The sequence below is a fragment of the Pseudoalteromonas sp. L23 genome (genome assembly GCF_021728455.1).
Classification (GTDB): domain Bacteria; phylum Pseudomonadota; class Gammaproteobacteria; order Enterobacterales; family Alteromonadaceae; genus Pseudoalteromonas.
Map to the genome: position 1 here is coordinate 180,734 of NZ_JAKKCW010000003.1, position 23,090 is coordinate 203,823.

Sequence of the window (23,090 nt, forward strand, 5' to 3'; positions counted from 1 at the left end):
CTTTGTTGGTTTTGCTAAGGGAGAAATGAAATTTTAATAAAAATTGGAACGTTCCTTTAAATTGTGGGGGTCTTATGACAACAATAATATATAAACATAGCCTGATCGCTGCTGCTGTCCTAGCAGCGGTAGCAACTAACTCAGTAACAGCCGCAACAGAAGAACAAGCAGAAGAAATAGAACGCGTTGAGGTGACAGGATCTCGTATCAAGCGTATCGCCATTGAAGGTGTTACCAATGTCCAAAGTCTCTCTTCCGCTGATATGGTCAGAAGTGGCTTTAACACAGTGTATGATGCACTGAGTAGTATTTCAGCCGCCAGTGGTGCCGTCCTCGGTGAAGTGGAAACTGGCTCCTATACACCTGGCGCCAAAGAGTTAAACCTATTAGGCGTTGGACCTGAATACACACTAATTCTCGTTAATGGTAAGCGCTTGGCTTATTACCCAATGCCGTACGGTGGCCAAACCAATTTTGTTAATCTCGATATGTTGCCAACGGCGATGGTTGAGCGCATCGATATTCAATCCGGCGGAGGCTCTGCAATCTACGGTTCAGATGCGATGGCTGGGGTAGTCAATATTATCACCAAGAAAGGTATGGACGAGCATGTCGTTGAAGCATTCTATGGCCAGGATACTTATGGTACGGGTGATAAAAAAGGCTTGTCGTTTGTTGGTGGTTTTGAGCAAGACGACTTTACGTTTGACTACTCGCTAGAATATAAAACGGAAGAGGCGCTAACTGGTGCCGACAGACCTTTTCATGACAGCGTTTGGGATAATCCAGATCCAACAAACAAGCGAGAGCTCAATCGTTCAATTACCGTATGGGCTGAGAATACCGAGTTCAAAAATCAATATTCAGCGCAGTACTGTAATACAGATGATAATCCACACCCGACTGCGGTTCAGCACTTTATTAGCCGCAATGATTACGGCCTAAGCTGTGGGTGGGATGAAACTGGCAACAATTTATTACGTAACCAAGTTGAAACCATGAGTTTGTATATCAACTCGGTGTACAGTATCAACGACGAACACAGTTTTTTTGTTAACGGATTTTATATCGATCAAGAAAAGAAAGGGGCACGAAACCCATTCTTCTTTGCTCATGCAGAGTCAATTCACGGATCTATGTTTTGGGATCCTGATATAAAAAATAAAGCTGGTGGGTACGGCGCTCCAGTTAAGTATATGTGGCGGATAGTGAATGATTCAGAATATACAAATGATGGCTTAGGTCGGGTATACGATGATAAATCTTATTCATTTAGTTTTGGTCTTGAAGGGGAGATAGCGGATTACTATTACTCCGTTGGCTTCAGCCGTTCACAATACGACTTCTCTGATAGGTACTTGCATCACACGGTTGAAGGAAATAACTGGCTAAAAGGCCCTAAGTTGGGAGAGGTTGATGGCATGCCAATCTACCGCCCAAATTACCAAGCTTTTTTTGCACCTCTGACCCAAGACAATATGTATAACATGGCTGATTGGGCAACCTACGATGGCTTATCGTTCAATGAAACCCTAACCGCAGATCTGTCCGGGGATTTATTTGAATTGCCAGCAGGATTTGTGTCTTTTGCCGCATATATTGAGCTGATGAAAGAAGGGACGAGAGCGACGCCCGATAGCAGAATACTAAATAAAGAGTTTGTTGGTCTGACTGGCGTTATCACCGATGGTGAGCGTAACCGTTATGCTGCGGCGACAGAATTTATGATCCCTATTACTGAACAGATCTCTAGTGAAATTGCGCTGCGTTATGACCACTATGATGATATTTCTGATGTTGGTGGAGCATTCACTTATCAAGTTGGTTTTAAATACTCACCCACTGACGCGTTGATGCTAAGAAGTGCATATGGAACAACGTTCCGTGGTCCCAGCATGAGCTCGGTATATCAAGGGTTTGCTGGTAACTTTGGACGAGGCTCGGACAGAGTGATTGCAGATGCTTGCCTACGTTTTCAAACCACAGGGGATCCCGCTCAATATAATGCTGATGCATTAACTATCAGCTGTGCAGACTTAGACACAACAAATAGCAATGAGCCAAAGCTAGATGCTGATTTTGAGACAATCTCGGCAGGCGATCCAACTTTAAAAGAAGAGTCAGGTCATTCATTAACGTTCGGTCTTGTGTATGAGTACTCCCCTGAGCTGTCATTCAATGTTGATGTTTATGACATTGTCCTAAAGGACAAAATTACTAGACTTGGGTCTGGCGAAATTCTCGATAATGTCTGGAAGTGTGAAAACGGCCTAATTGATTCGTCTTCTGCTAAATGCGCCAATATGCAAGACAGAGTACAGCGTTTTGACCAAGATGGTCTGGCAACCGACTGGTTAGGGAACACGAAAAAAGGATTACCGTACACCGCAGCCATTATCAGAGAAGGTTATATAAATGCCGCAGAAAGGCAGCATGGCGGCGTCAATTTTGGTGTGAAAGGCACGTTTGAGTCAGAGCTTGGCGAGTTTATTTATAAGCTGGATTACAGCCATGTTTTAAAGAAAAAAGAAAAGCTCCGTCCCGAAGATCCGCTTGAAGATGTGTTAGACAGTCAAGATAACTATAACTTCAAAGATATGGCATCGTTTAACCTGACTTGGCAGTTGGAAAAGACCGCAATTTCATGGCAGGTAAATTATAAAGGAAAAAATTGGAACGGTGCTGATTTTGGTCAAAGAGAAAAGTTACCTGCATGGATAAAGCATAACCTAACCATTGGTCATTATATCAATGACAATACGCGAGTGATGTTTACGGTACAAAACTTATTAAATGCGATGCCGCCTCAGGACGACTCGTTTAGAAGTTACCCATTTTATAAAGCGGGTAATTACGACACGAACGGGCGTGAGTTCTTACTAAAAGTTAACTACCAATTTTAATAATAAAGGGTAACGAAATGAGAAAATTAATGCTATCAGCGGTGGCAATGGCCGTCGCTGCGACACTAATAGGCTGTAATGATGGGTCTGAATTTGTTGAACGTGATAAGCCAGAGCAAACTCAATCATCCGGGCAGCCAGACTCTGGCGCACTGCGTAATATCACCTCAGATACTGGGGTTGAGATTGAGGCTATTTTAGCGGATGGTGTACAAGCCTCGCCCGCAGGTGAAAGTGTCGACAAACTTATCGACGCTAACACGAGTACAAAATTCCTGGCTTTTGCGTCAAACGTCACTGTAGTGTTTAAAGCCGCTACAGAGATTGAACTTAGAGAATATAGCTTTACGTCAGCAAACGATGAAGCGAACCGAGATCCAAAACAGTGGGTAGTATATGGCTCAAATGATAAATCAGATTGGATTGAGCTGGACTCAAGAGCGGGAGAAATATTCTCTGCTCGAGGACTGACTCGCAATTTTGAATTGGCCGAAAGCGGCGAAAAGTATCGCTACTTCAAATTTGATTTAGTACATGGTGGTACAGATAGCTATGGTGCTGATATTACGCAACTAGCGGAACTCGAAATCAAAACGGTATCGGATATTCCTATCGTCGCATTTAATGCGACAAACACGACTCCAGAAGTCTCTGAGTATATTGTTTTTAGAGATGAGTCGTTAGTTAACCCGACTAGCTGGCAGTGGACGTTTGAAGGTGGTATTCCTGCGACAAGTACAGAGCAAAGCCCATTGGTTAAGTTTGAAGCTTTAGGGCCAAAAACCATTACACTGGTTGCGAGTAACGACAAAGGGGAAGCGACATTAGTTCAGCAAGACTTTATCCGTGTGTGGGATCCAGCCTCGCCATGGGCTGGGTTTCCAGAGCCTGTAATCGAAGTGAAAAAGGAACTACCAGAGCACCCAGGACAGCTGGCGCTTGAACGTGCGGTACCAGACCTAAATGCCCTTATTCATGAGATTTCTTTGAAGATTGCCAAGCGCTTATTTAATAATGTAACCGAAATCAACGTTTTTGAGCACGTTACTTTTATTACCGGAGACTTTGATGCGCCGGCTTCAAAGGCCGGTGAAGGCAAATTTATGGAGCTTAGGTTTGATGTTAAGCACATCGCCAACCTAGAGGGTCTTGGAGATGAGGCTATCCGTAACGAAGTTATTGGCGTGCTGTGGCATGAGCTGACCCATGGTTACAACAACGTTCCGGCTGAAGGAGAATATCGTCCAGGCACGGATTATCACACCTATCTTGAAGCGCTAGCTAACTTTATTCGAATAGATGCTGGTTACTTAGAGCATAGACGCGGTGGAGTTCGCTGGATGGAACACTACAATGTTGATGCTTACGATCAAACAGCATTCTTCTTTGAGTGGGTAGAAAAAAGTCACCGTAACACGGATTTTATTCGTAAGTTTAATGCGGCAGCAAAAACGCTTGATGCGTGGAGTTTAGACACCGCTTTTAAATCTATATTTGGTGAACAACGTGGGATTGATACGGTATTTGAAGAGTATCAAGTCTACCTTGCAAGCGTCGGTAAGTTACCACCAGTACCACTTGGCTATCAGAACTTTGCACCCACTAGCACTCAGGTAACAACAAACGGTACTGCACTTGTGCCTTTTAATGAGGGAGCAGATAAGCTTAATGATAGAAATATTATCTCTAAATTTAATGTGGTGTTGGAAGCCCCCGCTTGGCTTGCACAATATGCGCCTGACTTGTTGCCGATAAAACAGGTTGATAAGGCCCAGGTTAACTATGTGTTTGACAGCGCTAAAACAGCAAAATACTACTCATTAGCGACAGCGGGAGACAACCCTCATCGCTTTCCTAATGCGTGGCAGCTACAGGGCTCAAATGACGGTACGAATTGGATTACGCTAGATACTCAACAGTTCAACGAACTACCTAATACGATGGAATACCATAGCTTTGCTATCGAGAGTCCAAATGCGTATACCCAGTATCGTTTGGAACTTGAGCATACCCGTGAAGGCGGTGGAATTGGCGGCGCTAGCGGAAGGCTAATTCAACTAGGCGAATTCTCATTGTGGGAAGCAAAAGACTAGCCTTTTAGTTTAAAGGTGGGCAATGCCCACCTTTAAAACGTACTTATTTTGACCTTTAACGTTTCTTCTTCTTTTTACCTTGAACCGCTTTAAATCGCGGATTAGATTTACAAATTACGTAAACCCGACCGCGTCTTTTTACGACTTGGCACCCCGGTCTATTTTTAGCGCTTTTGAGTGAGCTCAGTACTTTCATCTGGTTTATCCTTTTTTAGTCGCAAGGTTCTTAAAGCGACGGTTAAATTGTGCAACTCGACCATCACTTGCCACCAACTTCTGTTTACCAGTGTAGAAAGGGTGAGATGCACTAGAGACGTCAATTGGGAAGTAAGGGTAAGTCTTACCATCTAGTTCAACGGTTCTGTCTGATTTAATGGTTGAACCAACAATAAAGTACTTATCAACCGATGTATCATGGAAGGCAACAAGTTGATAATCAGGGTGGATATTGGGTTTCACGACAACGACTCCTAAATAATGTGTTGTTATATTGTATCAATATAAATCAAATAAAAACTATTCTCAACAACTAATTTGTCATTGCCGCTATTTAGTGCGATACGCCTAATTTGTCGACGCATGCGGAACTAAACTGAATGCATCTTGAGCAGTTGATTAAAAGGGGCTTACTTTCCTTAAAATTGCCTGATATAACTAGTTCTAGATAGTTTCTCAAGTAGTCATATTGGTGTTGACACCTAACCGGAATAGTAGCGAATAGACTTTTTTGGAATATAGCTATCGATGTAAGCCTGTTGGTTTGATAGATATGAGATAAAAGAGTGAGATCCAATTGAGGCTGGCTTAACGGTTAATAACCTTCACTAAATGAGAGAGGTCTAGCAAATAATTAAAACCTAGTACGTTCGCGAAAGTACTTTGTTCGCTAACGCAATACAGATATAGAGCATTTATTATGGATAAACATGCTGAGTTAGATAACTCAATTTTGGCTAAGCTTCACAGCAGCGATGACAGCGCGTTACAGCAAGAATTAGACACACTCTCTTGCACACATAGTGACATAGTGACACTACTGGCACAGTATCAAACGCTCAGTGAGCAAGATGATGAACTGTTCGATGCTTGGTACGACAGCTTATGTAAAGATCAGTTAAAGGTCTTAAAAGCATTTGAGATAATTCGTGCGCACATAGAACAGCAAATATAAATACGCATAGATTGTCTGGCGAAACGGTTGTGCGCCAGACTGCAGATTATTTGATTGATAAGTCGTACTTACTAATCAATTGGTCAATGTATCGAGTGCGTAGCGATTCTGTTTGCTCAGCTTGAGTATTGGCTGCCAATGCTTTGTTTAGTAGCTTCATGGCGCTGTGTACTTGAATACGTTGCTCTGGGGCAATGCTGCTGGCGGTTCTTGCTTCTGTAATGTCGTCGATAATCGCGCGGCCTAGGTCAATATAAAGTGCTTCCTCTACGAGACCATTTTGGCTGATCACCCCATACTTGCCACATAAAAACTGTTGCCAAACTTGCTGTACATGCTCTGTAAGGTCATCACTAAAGCTTGGATCTTCGGTGTAAAAGCCTTTTTCAATACATTTCGTAAGTGCTTCACAGTAACGCTGTTGAAATAACTCAAATGCACTACTTGATTGATCTACTTTATGTTTAAGTAAAAGTTGCCCCCAATTGAGTAGGCCTCGGGCATAAAAATCAGTATATTCTTCACATTCGTACAGGCCAAAGTACGAACTACACTTAATTTGATTTTGAATACTATAACTCGGATTTGGGAATAGGCTCATTTGTTGCCATTCTAAGAGCTGTTCTTCAGGTATCTTTAAGCTGCTGCTCAGCTCCAAAGTGGTATAAAAGTGCGTATTTAGAAAATGTGTCAGTCCCATAAAATTAAACTGGATAAATATACAGTGATTTTGATTTTGCTGGATCTTTACGCAAATAACAAGCACTAAAGTTAAATTTCGTTAGATTTAACCGATTTACTCAGGTTTATGGGTCGGATCTCAGTCAGATTTATGGTAAAAATGGCTGTCAACTGGAAGAGTAATAGAAAGACCATGCATCAGATCCAATCAATAAAAAAAGCAAGCTTAATTACCGCTATTAAAACCCCTTACACAATGGCGGGTGAAATTGACTTAGATACTTACGACAAGCTAGTCGAAGCGCAAATCGCCGGCGGTGTCGATGGTATTGTTGTCGGTGGCACCACAGGTGAAGGCCAACTGATGAATTGGGAAGAGCACTTAATGCTCATTGCCCATTCTGCGAATAAGTTTGGCGATAAACTGCTGATTGTTGGTAACACTGGCAGCAATAACACCAGAGAAGCAAAAAAAGCGACTGAATATGGGTTTGCATCAGGTATGCACTGTGCACTACAAATAAATCCGTATTATGGCAAAACCTCAATTACGGGTGTGAAGGCTCACCTGAAAGAAGTCTTGGAAATCGGTCCTGGCTTTATTTACAACGTGCCTGGCAGAACGGGACAAGACATTACGCCTGATATCATTGAGCCGCTGGCCAGCCACAAGCATTTTGTTGGTATGAAAGAATGTGCGGGTGATGAGCGTATCGCACACTATGAAGCGAAAGGCATTGCGTGTTGGTCAGGTAACGATGATCAAGCCCACGATAGCCGTCATAACAGCCAATCTCATGGCGTTATTTCTGTTGCTTCAAACATCATTCCGGGCTTATTCAGGCAATTGATGGACACGCATAACCAAGCGCTTAACCAGTCTTTGCAACCGTTAATGAACTGGCTCTTTTGCGAACCAAATCCAATTGCTATCAATTCAGCTTTGATTATGACTGGCGCAGTCAAACCGGTATTTAGATTGCCTTATGTGCCACTGTCGCCAGCACAGCAAAAAGAGGGGATTGAACTCCTTTCTCAGTTAAAAGAAAGTGACTTTGTTGGCTCGACACCAAAATTAATTGACGAAACCTTGCTTAAGTTTTGTTAAAAGTCGGTTTGTCATTTATAATCTGCGACCGTTTTTGACTCGGTCGTAGGTTATTATGGCAACGTTTTCTTCATTTAGTTTCGCACAGCCTCTTTTAGATGCGCTGCAAGACATCAATTTTCATACATTAACGCCAATTCAACAGGCGGCTATCCCAGCTGTCCGTCAAGGTAGTGATGTGCTCGCAACAGCGCAAACTGGAACAGGGAAAACCGCAGCTTTTGCATTACCTATCATCCAAAAATTGCTTGAGGCTGAAGCACAGTCGACGCCAAGAGCGTTGATTTTGGCGCCAACGCGTGAGCTTGCCGAGCAAATTGCCAACAACTGTGCGACATTTGCTAAGTACACAGACTTAAAAGTGCAGGCACTGTTTGGCGGAGTTAACGCCAATGGCCAGGCTGAGCGCTTAAAGCAGGGCGTGGATATTTTAGTGGCAACCCCTGGACGCTTGTTAGATCATATCCGCCTAGGTAATGTCACGTTAAGTAACGTTAAACACTTAGTGTTAGATGAAGCTGACCGCATGTTAGATATGGGCTTTATCACCGACATGCAAAAAATCATTGAGCTGGTGGATAAGCAAAAGCAGCTATTGTTGTTTTCTGCAACTTTCCCGTCGGCAATGAAGCAGTTCGCGAAACAAGTGTTGGAACACCCTAAGTTAATCCAAGCGACGCCAGAAAATAGTACAGCCGACACGGTTCGCCACGTTGTTTATCCAGTTAAAGAAGAACGTAAGCGCGAGTTACTATCTGAGCTGATCGGGACCAAAAACTGGCAACAAGTGCTGGTGTTCGTCAATATGAAAGAAACCGCGGACAAGCTAGTTGAAGAGTTAAAGCTTGATGGCATAGATGCAAATGTATGTCATGGCGACAAAACTCAAGGCGCTCGTCGTCGCGCTTTAAGAGAGTTCACCGAAGGCAAAGTACGCGTTATGGTTGCAACCGAAGTCGCAGCTCGCGGATTGGATATCGTTGGCCTGCCACGCGTGGTTAACTACGATGTGCCTTATCTTGCCGAAGATTATGTTCACCGCATCGGAAGAACTGGTCGTGCAGGTCAGTTTGGTTATGCGATCACCTTTGTAAGCCGCGAAGAAGAATCTGATCTTATTCATATTGAGCAGTTAATCGAGCAGCAAATTTCACGCTATTATCTGCCGGGCTACGAAGTAGCAAACCGTGAAAGACTGGTTGAGACTATCCAGAAGAAACCCGCGCATCAACGTCGTAAGGCGCGGGTGAATAAGCCTTCGAATCAAGCAAGTGCAGAAGCGAGATTAAAAAACCGCTCTCGTATTGCAAATGTACGTAAGCAGCAAAAGAAGAAGTAAAATTGTTTTTTTGCTTTATTTACAACGCCAGCTAGCACGCTGGCGTTGTTGTTTTTAGCCAATGTGGCGTACAATAGCGAAAAATAATTATAAAAATACGGCTTGTGCTTCAGTCATTTCACATTGTTCCAGTTAATGTAATCCAACTCGTCTCTCTTGGGGCTTATCTCCTCGCAATGTTAATTTTTGCCAATCAACCACGCGCAAGAATGCTCGTCATCTATTTGTTATGTCAATGTGTGCTGATGACAACCAATTTTGCTGAAGAAGCGTTAGGGGCTAGAAGCTATTTACTTATCACGCCTGTATTTACCCTAGCTACTGGGCCTTTAGTCTATTTTCTGTTTAAAAATCTACTGCATGCTAATCGGGATAAGCAAGAGCGAAGATTAGTACATTTCTTACCTGTTTTGCTGGTGCTTCCATTTACTGAATACACCCAGCTTGTGATTGCGTTTGGCACTGCCAGTCAGTTGATTTATTTTGCTTTTACGGTGCAACTTGTTGGCTTTTACCAGCAAGCATCCGCGGAGATCAGAGCGGACGTCAACACGTGCGATTTACAATGGATAAGAACAACGGTTGTCTTGTTTGTGATCTTTGCTCTGGTGGATTTGGTTAGACTCAATATGCAAACATACAACGACACCAGCACTAAAGCACTCTGGTATTTTATTGACTTAGTTTGGTTACTTGCAATTAATCTTTACCTAGTTGTCAAAGTACACAATCAACCACACCTCGAAGATTCTATAACGCAAGCCCAAGAAATAACGTTCAATGAGGTGGACAAACAGTCAGAAGATCCAACCGAGATATTCAATGCAATTCATAACACGATTATGCAGCACTATTTATATCGACAGCCACGCCTGACTATTCACGACGTTGCTGAGGTTATTGGACTTGGGGTAAAGGATATCTCTTGGGCCATCAATACTTGTGGTGGTTACAACTTTAATGAGTATATCAATAGCCTGCGGGTCGATGAGGTAAAACAGCAACTACAGTGCGAAAAGCAAACAACGCCCAACTTGTTAGCGCTCGCAATGAATGCTGGGTTTAACTCAAAATCCTCGTTTAACAGTGTTTTTAAAAAGCAAACGGGTTACACTCCAAGTCAATTTTCAAAATTAATATAAATATATTAAACAATTACTTAGATTTAATTTCGAGTGTTTTTTAAAAGTCGTAGAAGTACAAAATCCTGATATTGCACGCCATAGAAAGTTGTTATAGGTAATCTGGAGTTAAATCGATAACAAGGATAAAGATGATGTATTCAAGTTTTCTCACTCATGTGGCCACTTGCCTGACTTTTAGTAGTTTGCTTATCGCGCAGCCTGCAAAGGCTGAACCTATTCGGGCGCTGACCTCAACGAGCGAACAAGCGCATGTTGCACAGCAGCTAAATGTTAAATCCCCGGTGGATTACCTAAATACACGGATCAACGCACTAGCGCTGGTACGTAGCAAAAATTGGCAGCAGGCGTTACCACAACTGCAAAAGCTCACTAAGTCGTATCAAGATGACGGAGACACTTGGTATCTATTGGGATTAACGCAAATACAATTAGGGCATTATGAGCAAGCTATCATTGCGCTGAAAAAGGCGTTGTCACTGGGTGTAAACCTAACCAATATTCCTACCGGTTCGCGCCCCTCGAATGACATTATGATAAAAATTGCAGGCGCGTATGCCGCACAGGGGAAAGTAGATGAAGCTAATGAGTGGCTGAGTAAGTCTTTGTCAGCGCGGTACGACGAACGCAGTAGCTTAGCAAATAAAAGTTTTTTCGACTCCATTAAAAATAATATGCAATTTCAGCGTCTTACAGGTAACCATAAAGACACTTCGCTCACTCGGGAACAGCAGTGGAATGCGGATTTAGATTTCTTACTCTCAGAAATTAAGCGGTTGCATGTTAACGAGCAGGCAAGTAACAACTCGGATTTAATTACGTTAGCAAATAATTTGCGCTCAGATATACCCAAGTTAACTGATCAGCAAATTGTCTTCGGTATGATGCAAATGATAGGCAGGCTTGGTAACGGGCATAACTTTATCGTACCAACCTTCGGAGAAAAAGGGAATTTCACTCGTTTGCCAGTGCAGTTTTATGCCTTTACCGATGGCCTTTACATTGTTGATGCTGAAGCTGAGTTTAGCGATTTAATCGGCCATAAAGTCACAGCCTTTGGACAAACACCAACCGCAGAAGCAATGGCGAAAGTTGCCGAAATTAATCCGCGAGATAATGAAATGCAGCAGCTTTGGCTTGCGCCTTATTATCTCGCCATGCCCGAAGTACTCGCAGGACTAGAGTTAAGCGATGCGTCAAATGAGGTGCCTATCACGGTAGAAAATGCACAGAGCGCGCAAAAGACCATTCGCCTTAGAGGTCGAACATTTGAATTTCGCGGCTTTCCGACTTTGCCGGATAATCATCAAAAAAGCCCACAATATCTGCAAAACGTCACTAAACCTTATTGGTACGAAGTGGATAAAAGCAATGGGATTTTGTACGTACAGTTTAATGCCGTTGCACAGATGAAAACGCAGTCGTTAGCGCAATTTAGTGCGGAGTTAATAGAGAAAATAAAACACGGTGAAGTAAGCCACTTGGTGCTGGATTTACGACACAATAGTGGTGGCAATGGCTCCATCTTACCACCATTACTAAAGGCACTTATTTATTTTGAAGCGGCAAAGCCAGCAGGCAAGTTATTTGTAGTGATGGGACGTAATACCTTTTCAGCAGCGCAAAACCTCTTAACCAATATCGATAGTTTTACCAATGCAATCTTGGTTGGAGAACCAAGTGGCTCTCGGCCAAATCATATTGGTGAAGCTGGAAGGTTCCGTTTACCGTTCAGTGGGGTGTTTGGGCTCGTTTCGTCGCAGTTTCATCAAACTTCTCGCGCAGAAGACCACCGTATTTGGATTGCACCACATATGCCGGTATTGCCAGACTCTACGAGCTACTTCAATGGTGTAGATCCCGCCATGAAAGCCATTTATAGTGTATTGGATAAAAACGTCGATGGTTTAGTTAAGTAACCATCGCGTAAGTGAACGCTTTTTAGGCCAAATAATAAAAGGAAGTGGCAGAAATGGTAACTGCAGCAGCGTTATTGTTGTTTTCTTCGTGATTGCCGCCTTGCTGTATTTCTCCGTTTAAGTGTATGCGCTGACTATCTAAAAAGTAAGCTAGCAACAAGAGGGACATGGGGTGCTATCAATTCCTGAACCATTATGCTAGCTTTGTTAGTGAAATCAACTAAATGGAATAATAATAATGAGAATTGGTAAGGCAGTTCAGTGCTTGTTTGCTGTGACTTTAGCGGCTTTCTTTTCGGTAGCTGCGATGGCAGAGTCCGAAGAAAAGACAAAGCAAGAATATGAGCAACAAACAAAAACCTTGATGTCAAAAGTACTTGATGAAAAGAGAACTTTTACAATTCAACTACCCAAAAATTATCACACCAACTCCAATAAAAAATACCCTGTGATTTATCGCCTTGATGGTAAAGGCAACCTTCCGTTGATGACCGCTGTACTTGAGCGTTTGCAAGGAGCAAACGTTTCTGCCGCACCTGAAGTTATTATTGTTGCAATCGAAAATACAGACAGGTTAAGAGATCTTTATCCAACTAAGAATAAAGAGCCTGCAGGACCTATGGATATTGGCGGCGGGGCACCTAAGTTTTTAGAGTTTATCGAGACTGAACTTATTCCTTATGTCAACCAGACCTATCGCACTCATGATTTTAAAGTTATTGCAGGTGCTTCTGCAGCGGGTACTTTTGCTCTTTATGCTTTGCAGGCAAAGCCCGAGCTATTCCAAGCGCACATTGCTTATAGTCCAGCGGTATGGTGGAACTTTGGCGCGACAGCAAAGAGTACTAAAGCGTTTATTTCCAAAACGAAGCAGTTAGATAACTTTCTATATATCACAATTGGTGAGGAAGGCGGCGTGATGCGCGAAAGATACGACGATATGGCGAGCTTTCTAGCAGCAAATCAACCACATGATTTGCGCTTTTTCAGTGAGGCCTACAACAATGTTCCTCATGGACTTGTGTCTGCAGCTGGTATTTTTAGCGCGTATCAAAAGCTGTTTTTGCCAACCCGAATGCCTGCGCGTGCTTATACTGGTGAATTGAGCTCTATTACTAAGTATTATCAACAACTGTCTGCTCAATATGGCGAGGCTTTTGAGCCACAGGAAGCCGTGATCAGAGAGCTTGGCTATTACCACGTAAGCATGGGTAATGTGAAAGAAGCAATTAAGTTGTTTAAGTTTGGCGTTTCACGCTATCCAAATAATGCAGATGCCTACAACGGCTTAGCATATGGCTATGAAACCGACAAACAATACCAAGCATCTTTAGAGCAAGTAAACAAAGCGCTGGCATTGTCATCAAAGGGTGATGGTGGCTACGATGTCTTTGTTGCTCGTAAAGAGCGGCTAACTAAATTACTTGGTGAGTGATAATCAAAATGCGTAAATAGGCCACTTAGGTAATCCATGTGGTCTATTTTTTGAGTATTTATTACCACTTAAAAATAGTGGCGAATACGCTTTATTTTTTCGCCGCTAAACTCAAACAGTGTCATAAGCTTTTGCTTATTTTCTTTTTCATCCGTGTTACCTTGCTGATCAACGCAAGGATGCAAATACTCAACGGTCACCGCATTAAGTCCTTCAATGATGTTTGTGACTTCGATATCGCATTTTCCGTATTGGCCTAGATAGCTGAGTAAGCCTTTTTTGTATTCTTCTTTTGATAATACGGCATTAAAGCGAGGGTGCTCGAATGAGGCGTCTGGCGTCAAAAGCGTAAGTAGGTGGGTAACATCAGACTCTTTTGAATATTGGTGTTCAACGGCTTTTTGTGCCTCGAAGTAAGCGCTAACCTTGTTGCTCAGTGCTTCTGCGGAGCAAAGACTTGAAACCAGCATGAGTGGCAGCAGTGCATATCGAACTTTCATTATGATTTTCCTTAATTTATTGTTTTTTACTCTGTATTAAATGCAACGTTTCTACCGGGAAATGCAAGTTTAGAAAATGGCCATACCGTTTTTAACCAATGAGTAATTGTTTGATAGAGTAGGTTATCCAATGTGATATCTTCTGCTCCTATCCAAAGATAGACATCACAATCAAAATCTGAAGATTGCGGCGGATCGATATAGACACAACCAATATACTTTTCACTGTGTCTGGTGTAAACCGCATAAGCAAATGCCGTTCGCGACATAAATTCTTCCTTGTGGGTGGCTAAACTCGCAATGTTTTCCTCAACAGTCATAGAAGCTTTCGGCCAGTCTGAATTCGGACCAAATATGCCTTGCAAACGTGCTTGATTAGCCATCACCAGCTCATAATCTACTATCGCAATTTGCTCATTGAGCACGGTAAAAGAAAAATGCGATGTGCTAACCCTTGTTGGTGGCATAAAAGAGTCAGGAATAAAGGGCTGAGCTTGTTTTTGTTGATTGGTCACTGTCACCAGTACTCTCTGACAAGGGAAACTTTTTCATAGAAACATACATTTTATTATTGTTTGCAATAGGTTAGCACTCGGTTGTAATTTATACAATGACAAAAATTGTAAGCTCAGCAGGCGCTAAGAGCCCAGCTTTGCATTTCTGTCACTCGACTAATACAGCGAGCGAAAGCAAATGCCAGTTGCTCACCTTGGTAGATTTGCTCAATCGGCGCATCTGCCAAAAAAATAACCAGTACTTTGGCTTCGTAACATTCATCGATAAGCGCAATCAGGCGTCTGGCCTCATCATCACCAATTCTAGTTTGTGTTGTATCACTTGGGCGGATATAGCCTTCCTCTGTCCCTTGTGCTACATCTTTGTTTTCAGGGGTGACACCCAGTAGCGGTAACTCTGAGATGAAAATACAGCTAAATTGCTCTGCAAGCTCAATATAGTCATTGATTGCGCGAGGGCTTGAGCAGATCTCCATAAAATCAAAACATGCTACACTTTCATTTGCGCCAAGCACGTTAATTAGACGATGATTAATTTCAAGGATGCCCGGTTTGAATATGCCACCTACATTAGTAAAGGCGTTCCAAAACGCTTGTTTATCGTTGACGAAGTAGTGGTTTGCCGTTGTACCTTTGCTAAATCGATGGTCCGTCTCACCACATACAGATATGACATCGCAGTGACTTATAAGCAGCGCAATTGTTGGCTCAAAACGGTCTCTATGTAGTCCATCTTTGTATAACTCGGTTGGGTGGCAATTGGAGGTTGCAACTAAGGTCACGCCATCTTCAAAAAGGGCTTCAAACAATCTCGCCATAATAATGGCATCGCCAATATCGGTGACAAAAAATTCATCAAAACACAATAACGATGTTTGCTCTGCCCAATTTTGGGCGATGCGCTTTAAAGGATCTCTCACACCTTGAATTTGATTGAGCTCTTTATGCACCTGTTGCATAAAGTGATGAAAGTGTAGGCGAGTTTTGTCTGTGACGTCAGTGAATTCATAAAACCAATCCATCAGCATTGTCTTGCCACGCCCGACAGGGCCATAGAAATAGATGCCTTTATTCGAGTGACCACTAGCGAGTGAACGAGAAAGGGCATCTAAAGCTGAAATTGCAGCTTGCTGCGCTGCATCAGGAGTAAGATTTCCACATTCAATTTGTGCTTGGTAATGGCTAGAGATTGACATAGACACCGCAAATAGGAATAGTTAATCCGAATAATATCATAAAGCTATAACTCATGGATGCACTAACAAGATTAAAACAAGCAGTAGACGCCTATTACCCGCTTTCTCAAGACACCTGGTCCGCTATTGCTGCGATCACCAGCATCAAACTACTTGCGAAAGATGAGTGGCTTTACAAAGAAGGAGAGTATCTGACTACTTTTGCATTTTTACATCAAGGGTTAGTTAGATTAGTAAACACCAATGCTGCTGGGCAGGAATACAATAAGCGTTTTTTTGTGGCGGGGGAGTTCCCTGGTGTGATGCATGCTCTACATCGCCAAGAGCCCGCCAATCAAGGGATCCAAGCGCTTGAAACATCACAGGTAGTCCTAATCAATTTCAAGCAGTTTAGAGCACTATTAATGGATAATCCGGAATTAATGCGATTTCAAATACTGTATCTTGAAAAGAACTGGTTGTTAGAAAAGGATAAGCGAGAGCTTTATATGGTGCAGTTAGATGCCACGGAGCGCTATCTCGCATTTTTAAAAGAGCAGCCAGAACTAGCTGAGCGTGTACCACAATACCATTTAGCGTCCCATCTTGGGATCACTCCTACACAGTTAAGCCGAATAAGAAAATCGCTAAAAAATTCAGGTTCGTTTACATAGGTAAATGAGCCAAGCTCTTCACCTTGTTAAAGTTGTCTCAACACATAATGGAGAGCAACTTATGCACACTACGCAACTAGAATCGTTATTGAATTGGCGTTACGCCGTCCGCAAATTTTCTGAGCAAACCATTGCTCAGGACAAAGTAGATAAGTTAATCGAACTGACGGGGTTGAGTGCTTCAGCATTTGGCTTACAGCCTTATAAGATTATTCAAATATCCAAGCTATCGATGAAAAAAGCATTGCTACCGCATTCGTATGGGCAACAAAAAGTGCTTGATAATAGCCATCTATTAGTTTTTGCTGCGGATATGTCACCTTTAGATAGCCAAGTAGAGCGCTACATTCAAGACTTTAAGGCGAATCGAAACCTTGATGAGCTTGTCTATGCGCAGATGGAATTGGGTATGAAAGACGCGCTACACACCATGGACTTTGAGTCTCAATATAGCTGGTGTTCTGAGCAGGCTCACTTGGCCCTCGGTACATTACTACTGGTAGCCGCCAGTATGGAAATTGATGTTTGCCCAATGACCGGTATCGATAAGGTTGCCTACGATGACATCTTGGGTCTGTCATCCTTAAATTTACGCACGGTATTAATTGCGCCAATTGGCATTCGTGACAGCACGGATGTGAACGCGAATACAAGCAAAGTAAGGAAATCGAGAGACTTGCTGCATATTGAGGTGTGACGATGATTTTTGCCATATTAGCCGTTTTTGCAGGTGGTGCAATTGCGGTGCAGGCAAGCATGAATGCACAACTTGGCGGTTTATTAAAAAGTCCGATATTGGCTGCTGGAGTAGCGTTTACCGTTAGCGCATTCTATGCCTTTATTGCCTTTCGGGTATCTGATAACGTGCTGCCAGCAACCTCAGAGCTAAAAGCCGTGCCTTGGTACTTGTGGTGTTTAGGTGGGGTGCTAAGTGCAACTGGGGTGGGATTATGTTATTTCTTAATTCCTAAAATGGGTATAGGTAATCTAATGGCTTATTACTTGTGTGGTCAAATGGTGGTAGCTATGGTGATCGGTCAGCTTGGTCTCTTTGGCGTACCTTATACGCCTATTAACCTGCAAAAAGTCGTGGGCGTGATTGCTGTGCTGACCGGTATTGTACTTATTAACGTTAATCGTTGAGGCTAAAGCTCAGCCATTTCTAAGGCTTTGCTAATAGCTGGTGTTGCCGCAATTTGGCGATAATAACGGCGTAAATTCTTAAGCGAAGGCGTTTTTTCTAAAAATGTCTTCGCACGCTCACAAAGCATAAATAAATAGCTGTCGCACAGCGTAAATTGATTTGCAAACAGGTAATGATTGTCTGCAAGTAAGGTATCAATAATTCCAAATCCTTCTTCTAGTCGACCTTGCTGCGAGCGAATAAGGTCGTCATACATCAAAGCACTTTGGGTGTGTCGCTCGGGGTAGGTGTACATCAATAAGTCGCTGTGAATAGAAGCGCTCATAAAATGCATCCATTGCAGGCACTGTAATTTTAGTTTTAGCTCAGTTGGGATAAGCTGCTTGTCGATGTGCTTTTCAGCAAGGTACTGAGAAATTGCAGCGCTTTCAAATAAGGTAAAGTCGTCGTCAACGAGGGCTGGTACTTGTCCGGCAGGGCTTAGTTTTAAGTATTGTGCACTACGGTTGGCGTTTTTTTTGATATCCACCAGTTCAAGTTGATAAGGCTCACCAATGAGTTCTAATAAAATATGAGGCGCAAGGCTCGCACTTTGTGGATAGTAAAAGAGTGTATACATAATTCACCTAATGTTAGGTCACGTGTATCACTCAGGAACAGGGCATAAAATAACAGTGATCACGTGAAGTTAGTTTAATACCAATGTAATAATTGCAATGTTATTGGTATCCAAAATCGGCTCCTTCTTCGCTGTCTCCTATTCAACCTTAGGTGAGGGTTGAGGTTTTCACAAATAAAAATGCCAGCAAATGCTGGCATTTAGATAATTTTAAAGTATTAGCTACGGATTGTAGTAGATAGGAGAGTTAGGTCCAACTGGTAGACCAAAGCCAAATACCCACACGTAGAATAGTGCTACCCAACCTATAAAGAAGAACATGCTGTACGGCAACATAGTTGCTACTAATGTACCTATACCCATGTCTTTTTTGTATTTCGTCGCAACCGCTAATATCAAACCAAAGTAGCTCATCATGGGAGTGATAAGGTTAGTAACTGAATCTCCAATACGGTACGCTGCTTGAATGGTTTCCGGCGCATAGCCGATAAGCATAAGCATTGGAACGAATATCGGTGCCGTGACAGCCCATTGAGCTGATGATGAACCAAGGCTTAGGTTAACTAGTGCACACATGAAAATAAACAGTACGAATACTTCTGGGCCAGTTAGGTTTAGCGCCTGCAATAGTGCTGCGCCATTTATTGCAAGGATTGTACCTAGGTTTGTCCACTTAAAGAATGCAACAAACTGAGCGGCAAAGAATACCAACACGATATACATGCCCATAGAGCTCATGCTTTTACTCATTGCATCAATAATATCGCGGTCATTTTTCATGGTGCCAACCACACGGCCGTACACAAAACCCGGGATAGCAAAGGTTACGAAGATAAATACCACGATCCCTTTTAAAAATGGTGAACCCGCCACTTCGCCTGTTTCAGGATGACGTAAAATACCATCTTCAGGTACTATGGTTAATGCAAGCAGAATGCTCACTACGAGTAGCGATAAACCAGCCCATCTAAGGCCAGACTTTTCTTTTGCAGAAAGCTTCTCGATATTGTTTTCACTTAAATCAACGCTGGCTTCTTTAGGGTCGTATTTCCCTAAACGTGGCTCTACGATTTTCTCAGTGACTAAGGTTCCCACGATGGCAATTAGGAATACTGAAATCATCATGAAGTACCAGTTCGCTTCAGGTCCTACTTGGTAAGTTGGGTCTATCATCTGTGCTGCGGGAGTGGTAATACCAGCTAATAGCGGATCGATTGTGCCAAGCAATAGGTTTGCGCTGTAGCCACCAGATACGCCAGCAAATGCAGCGGCTAAACCGGCAAGCGGATGTCTACCAAGGCTATGGAAAATCATTGCGGCAAGCGGAATAAGTACAACGTAGCCAAGTTCTGATGCGGTGTTAGACAAGATAGCAGCAAATACAACCATGAACGTAACAAGGCGTTTTGAAGCGCCCATCACCATGCCGCGCATTGCAGCTGATAGCATGCCTGAGTGTTCTGCAACACTAACCCCTAGTAATGCAACAAGTACGGTGCCAAGTGGTGCAAAGCCAGTAAAGTTAGTCACAAGACCAGTCACAATGCGTTGCAAACCCTCTGCACTCATTAAGCTTACGACTTCAATGACACCGTCGGGGTCGCGACCTGCGGAGCCTTCTGGGCGAGGATCGATGGCAGATAGCCCCATCCAATCGGCAATACCACTAAATAACACGATGGCGATACAAAACATTGCAAACAAAGTAATAGGGTGGGGAAGCATATTCCCTAAGAACTCAACAGTTGCCAAGAAGCGATTGAATAATCCCCCTTTTTGCCCCTGTTGGTCCTGACTATCAGCTTGCGTCTCTACAGCATTTGACATAGCTAAATTCTCAGTTCCAAAAAAATGGCGCAACCTTAGCATTTTTTTTACATGAGGTCATGCTTAAGCGGCTATTTGTCCTCTTTCTGGGTTGAAAGGCGGAACATTGTGCAAAAACGGATCAGTTAGAATAGCTTAAGCTGATCTTTATCAGGACTTGCTTGTTTTTTGCGTTCACGACTTGAGCGACGCCTTGAAACGTGAGTGTGAAGCACTCTGCCTGTTTCATCTTTATCTAGATGTTGCTTATAAAATGCGGAGATTTTTTCACGGGCAATTTTTGCTGCGTCATCGGGTAATATGGCTGGGCGTTGATATTGGTCTTCTTTTAAGCCGGTATAAAACCAAGGTGTATGTAAGTAATGCGTTGGAATGTGATTAAGCTCAGGAATGTAGCGGCGAATAAATTGGCCTTCTGGATCATATTTTAGCCCCTGCGTTATGGGGTTATAGATGCGAAACGGATTTATCCCAGTAGTGCCTGACTGCATTTGTACCTGAGGATAGTGGATCCCAGGTTCATAATCTATAAATAGAGTGGCAAGTCTTGCTGCTGGTTGTTTCCAATCAAGCCATAGATGATAGCTTGAAAACGCCATCAACATTGCGCGCATGCGAAAGTTTATCCAGCCTGTGGCGATCAGCATTCGCATACAGGCATCAATAAAGGGGACGCCCGTGTTGCCGTGAGCCCAAAGTTCATAACGTTGCGTATTAAATTCACTCGCACGCATATCAATTAAGGATGCATGCACAGCGCGCTCAGCATAAAGCGGTTCTGATTCGAGCTTTTGCACAAAGTGGCTATGCCAGTAAAGCCGTGATAAAAAACCGCTCTTATTGCGTTTTGAGTCAACATTTAATTCAAGAGTTTGTTGTAACACATCCCTGAGGCTTAGCACGCCATAGGCCAAATACGGACTGAGTCTGGAGCTACTGGTTACGGCTTTTACCGGGCTTGAGATACCAAATAAATAGTTGTCTATCCTATGATTAAAAAAGCTATTCAAGGTTTGCTGCGCGGCTTTGAGTCCACCTAATTGTGGCTTTGGGGCTGAGTTGCTGTCATTCCCAGGGTAGTCATTTAAAAGTGCAATACCACTATGCTGTTGCAGCAGTGGATTGATTTTTGAAGGCGTTGGTAGGCAGTCGCTTTGCAGCCAGTCTTCGGCTTGCTGTTGCCACTTATCACGATTAATTTTTCCCCTAAATACGGCTTGTTGGCGATATTCTTCATACGATACGTGTCGTTCTTTGCACCAGGCAATAACACGCAAATCGCGCTCAAATGTCCATGTATTCCCCGTTTCTTGATGGCAATAAAGGGTTGCGATCGCGATGTGTTGATGGATCTTTTCAAGTATTTCAATGATATCGCCCTGGCGAATTGTCAGCGTGCCACCTAAAAGCTGTAGCTGCTCTGCAAGGCTTAGCAGCGACTCTTTTACAAATTGAAATTGTCTTTCGCTGGTATCGGGGAGCTGCCAGTATTCAGGTTCGATAACATACAATATCAGGGTTGGTCTGCCATTATTACACGCTTCGTAAAGTGGTCTATGGTCGGACACTCTTAAGTCACGTTTGAGCCAAACGAGGTTAATCATCTAACACACCCTTAAACAATAAAGGGTAGCGGCGTAGGCGTTTGCCGATGTAGTCGTCGGCGAGGATCTGCTGGCAAATTCGCTCTACATCATCGTCCACCGCAAACACCCAATCAAAGCGCTCAATGGCGAGCAAAAAGCCACGTTTTAAAAAGCGTTGCTGGCGAAATTCATCGCAGTTCTGTTTGATTCTATCGAGTTTATTTGGATTTTCCCTGAGCGCTTCGACTACCTTATTTACATATGCGCGGGTTTGTTTGCTTTCAGGGTGGGGACGTCTAACGCGACGTCCTCGGTTGGTATTTGGATATAAGCTACTCATTCGCCTCTTTAAAAATGTAATCTAGCTTCTTAATAAAATCGTCTTTGTGCTTATCTTGTTCATAATCCAAGTGATAAGTATTATGAAACCCAGAGCGCAGTAACACGCCACTGCCTTGCAGGTATATGGTGTAACCATCTGGATCTGAATAGGCCACTATGCCCTCATAGCGTTTACCTTCTTCGGTTACTTCACCGTGCTTTTGAATATGCTCGAACACCGTTAATAAGAACTTGCTATCTAATTCATTTTTCATTGTTCACCTCGATACTTGGAATACGCTTTCACTGTGATAGCCGATCACTTAACTAACGCTGAAATTGCCTTAAATTGCTCATTCTTGGCCGATTTTAGCCACTGAAATAAAATAGACTCTAAAGCCAAAAAGCGTGCGCCATCTGCCTGCATCTGCATTAGCGCCCAATCTGTGTGTTTTGGATTACGTGAGCAAATACCATCGGCAACTATCACAACGTTGAAATTGTCCGCAAGTAGGTCATTGACGGTTTGTTGTACACAGATATGACTTTCGAGGCCAACCACGACGATGGTGTCGCGTTTATATTCTTGAATAGCTTGCTTGCAAGATTCAACGTGGTAGGCACTAAACGCGGTTTTTTCGATAACCGGGAGATTAAATTCAAGTAAACTCGGTGCTGTATGGCCAAGCCCTTTGGGATATTGCTCAAAAATCAGTGCAGGAACAGACAAATGTTCTGCAGCTTGTAGCAGGGTGGTTACTTGGCGCTCGATATCGCCAAATACCTCAATATGAGGACGAAATTTTTCTTGAATATCGATCACCAAGATCATGCTGTCCGAAGGTATCAAATTCATCATCTTCTCCTTAGAGATTACGTTGCAAGGGAAGCTCGCGTGCTTCGCTATTACGTTATTTATTCGTTACAATGGTATACCC

Annotated in this window: 23 protein-coding genes; 11 read left to right on the forward strand and 12 right to left on the reverse strand. The window is 43.0% G+C overall.

The annotated features are described in order from the left end of the window. Positions 1-74 precede the first annotated feature (74 nt). Positions 75-2,903 carry a TonB-dependent receptor gene (locus L3V43_RS07405; RefSeq protein ID WP_237116322.1) on the forward strand — a complete coding sequence of 943 codons (2,829 nt, stop codon included), beginning with the start codon at positions 75-77 and terminating at the stop codon, positions 2,901-2,903. A 17-nt stretch (positions 2,904-2,920) separates the two neighbouring features. Next, positions 2,921-4,996, forward strand: coding sequence for a basic secretory protein-like protein (locus L3V43_RS07410; protein WP_237116321.1), 2,076 nt, complete (start codon positions 2,921-2,923; stop codon positions 4,994-4,996). 55 nt (positions 4,997-5,051) lie between these two features. On the opposite strand, the gene ykgO is transcribed toward L3V43_RS07410, so the two are convergent. Further along, a complete protein-coding gene (ykgO, locus tag L3V43_RS07415) occupies positions 5,052-5,192 on the reverse strand; it encodes a type B 50S ribosomal protein L36 (RefSeq protein ID WP_010373066.1) in 141 nt (46 codons plus the stop codon). Positions 5,193-5,197: 5 nt separating this feature from the next. Continuing rightward, complete coding sequence (locus L3V43_RS07420) at positions 5,198-5,455, reverse strand: type B 50S ribosomal protein L31 (RefSeq protein WP_010373063.1); 258 nt, start codon at positions 5,453-5,455, stop codon at positions 5,198-5,200. 457 nt (positions 5,456-5,912) lie between these two features. Here L3V43_RS07420 and L3V43_RS07425 point away from each other — a divergent pair, with 457 nt between their 5' ends. After that, positions 5,913-6,167 carry a hypothetical protein gene (locus tag L3V43_RS07425; protein ID WP_010373062.1) on the forward strand — a complete coding sequence of 85 codons (255 nt, stop codon included), beginning with the start codon at positions 5,913-5,915 and terminating at the stop codon, positions 6,165-6,167. A 46-nt stretch (positions 6,168-6,213) separates the two neighbouring features. On the opposite strand, the gene L3V43_RS07430 is transcribed toward L3V43_RS07425, so the two are convergent. Further along, complete coding sequence (locus L3V43_RS07430) at positions 6,214-6,867, reverse strand: DUF6058 family natural product biosynthesis protein (protein ID WP_029215798.1); 654 nt, start codon at positions 6,865-6,867, stop codon at positions 6,214-6,216. A 174-nt stretch (positions 6,868-7,041) separates the two neighbouring features. On the opposite strand from L3V43_RS07430, the gene L3V43_RS07435 reads away from it, so the two are divergent. From L3V43_RS07435 to L3V43_RS07455, 5 genes are all read left to right on the forward strand, one after another. Next, entirely contained in the window at positions 7,042-7,956 is a 915-nt protein-coding gene (locus tag L3V43_RS07435; protein WP_237116320.1) for a dihydrodipicolinate synthase family protein, read from the forward strand. Positions 7,957-8,011: 55 nt separating this feature from the next. Next, positions 8,012-9,295, forward strand: a complete 1,284-nt coding sequence (locus L3V43_RS07440; RefSeq protein ID WP_010605367.1) for a DEAD/DEAH box helicase — start codon at positions 8,012-8,014, stop codon at positions 9,293-9,295. Positions 9,296-9,540: 245 nt separating this feature from the next. Beyond that, the gene (locus tag L3V43_RS07445) at positions 9,541-10,437 is read left to right on the forward strand and encodes a helix-turn-helix domain-containing protein (RefSeq protein WP_237116319.1); all 897 of its coding nucleotides are present in this window, start codon (positions 9,541-9,543) and stop codon (positions 10,435-10,437) included. Positions 10,438-10,568: 131 nt separating this feature from the next. Next, positions 10,569-12,356 carry a CDC27 family protein gene (locus L3V43_RS07450; RefSeq protein ID WP_237116318.1) on the forward strand — a complete coding sequence of 596 codons (1,788 nt, stop codon included), beginning with the start codon at positions 10,569-10,571 and terminating at the stop codon, positions 12,354-12,356. 238 nt (positions 12,357-12,594) lie between these two features. Next, on the forward strand, positions 12,595-13,791 hold the full coding sequence (locus L3V43_RS07455; RefSeq protein ID WP_235367363.1) for an alpha/beta hydrolase-fold protein: 1,197 nt from the start codon (positions 12,595-12,597) through the stop codon (positions 13,789-13,791). Positions 13,792-13,859: 68 nt separating this feature from the next. On the opposite strand, the gene L3V43_RS07460 is transcribed toward L3V43_RS07455, so the two are convergent. The 3 genes from L3V43_RS07460 to zapE form a co-directional block, all read right to left on the reverse strand. Continuing rightward, positions 13,860-14,291 carry a nuclear transport factor 2 family protein gene (locus L3V43_RS07460; RefSeq protein ID WP_235367362.1) on the reverse strand — a complete coding sequence of 144 codons (432 nt, stop codon included), beginning with the start codon at positions 14,289-14,291 and terminating at the stop codon, positions 13,860-13,862. Between the two features lie 26 nt (positions 14,292-14,317). Then, positions 14,318-14,812 (reverse strand): hypothetical protein, encoded by a 495-nt coding sequence (locus L3V43_RS07465; RefSeq protein WP_235367361.1) that lies wholly within the window; start codon positions 14,810-14,812, stop codon positions 14,318-14,320. Positions 14,813-14,919: 107 nt separating this feature from the next. Continuing rightward, positions 14,920-16,002, reverse strand: a complete 1,083-nt coding sequence (gene zapE, locus L3V43_RS07470) for a cell division protein ZapE (RefSeq protein ID WP_235367360.1) — start codon at positions 16,000-16,002, stop codon at positions 14,920-14,922. Positions 16,003-16,055: 53 nt separating this feature from the next. Here zapE and L3V43_RS07475 point away from each other — a divergent pair, with 53 nt between their 5' ends. The 3 genes from L3V43_RS07475 to L3V43_RS07485 all read left to right on the forward strand — a co-directional run bounded on the left by L3V43_RS07475 (position 16,056) and on the right by L3V43_RS07485 (position 17,798). After that, positions 16,056-16,655, forward strand: coding sequence for a Crp/Fnr family transcriptional regulator (locus L3V43_RS07475; RefSeq protein WP_102058024.1), 600 nt, complete (start codon positions 16,056-16,058; stop codon positions 16,653-16,655). Between the two features lie 61 nt (positions 16,656-16,716). Beyond that, positions 16,717-17,352, forward strand: coding sequence for a nitroreductase family protein (locus tag L3V43_RS07480; protein ID WP_102058611.1), 636 nt, complete (start codon positions 16,717-16,719; stop codon positions 17,350-17,352). A 2-nt stretch (positions 17,353-17,354) separates the two neighbouring features. After that, on the forward strand, positions 17,355-17,798 hold the full coding sequence (locus tag L3V43_RS07485; RefSeq protein ID WP_010605376.1) for a DMT family transporter: 444 nt from the start codon (positions 17,355-17,357) through the stop codon (positions 17,796-17,798). A gap of 2 nt (positions 17,799-17,800) precedes the next feature. On the opposite strand, the gene L3V43_RS07490 is transcribed toward L3V43_RS07485, so the two are convergent. The 6 genes from L3V43_RS07490 to L3V43_RS07515 all read right to left on the reverse strand — a co-directional run bounded on the left by L3V43_RS07490 (position 17,801) and on the right by L3V43_RS07515 (position 23,011). Continuing rightward, complete coding sequence (locus L3V43_RS07490) at positions 17,801-18,418, reverse strand: glutathione S-transferase family protein (protein WP_237116317.1); 618 nt, start codon at positions 18,416-18,418, stop codon at positions 17,801-17,803. Positions 18,419-18,640: 222 nt separating this feature from the next. Further along, on the reverse strand, positions 18,641-20,245 hold the full coding sequence (locus L3V43_RS07495; protein WP_237116316.1) for an AbgT family transporter: 1,605 nt from the start codon (positions 20,243-20,245) through the stop codon (positions 18,641-18,643). Positions 20,246-20,370: 125 nt separating this feature from the next. Continuing rightward, complete coding sequence (locus L3V43_RS07500; RefSeq protein ID WP_237116315.1) at positions 20,371-21,849, reverse strand: deoxyribodipyrimidine photo-lyase; 1,479 nt, start codon at positions 21,847-21,849, stop codon at positions 20,371-20,373. After that, complete coding sequence (locus L3V43_RS07505) at positions 21,842-22,171, reverse strand: hypothetical protein (RefSeq protein ID WP_010605380.1); 330 nt, start codon at positions 22,169-22,171, stop codon at positions 21,842-21,844. The genes L3V43_RS07500 and L3V43_RS07505 overlap by 8 nt, the downstream gene beginning before the upstream one ends. Then, positions 22,164-22,427, reverse strand: coding sequence for a DUF3081 family protein (locus L3V43_RS07510; RefSeq protein ID WP_010373027.1), 264 nt, complete (start codon positions 22,425-22,427; stop codon positions 22,164-22,166). Before L3V43_RS07510 ends, L3V43_RS07505 begins: the two co-directional genes overlap by 8 nt. Before the next feature lie 44 nt (positions 22,428-22,471). After that, positions 22,472-23,011 (reverse strand): isochorismatase family protein, encoded by a 540-nt coding sequence (locus L3V43_RS07515; protein WP_223193527.1) that lies wholly within the window; start codon positions 23,009-23,011, stop codon positions 22,472-22,474. Positions 23,012-23,090: the final 79 nt, after the last annotated feature.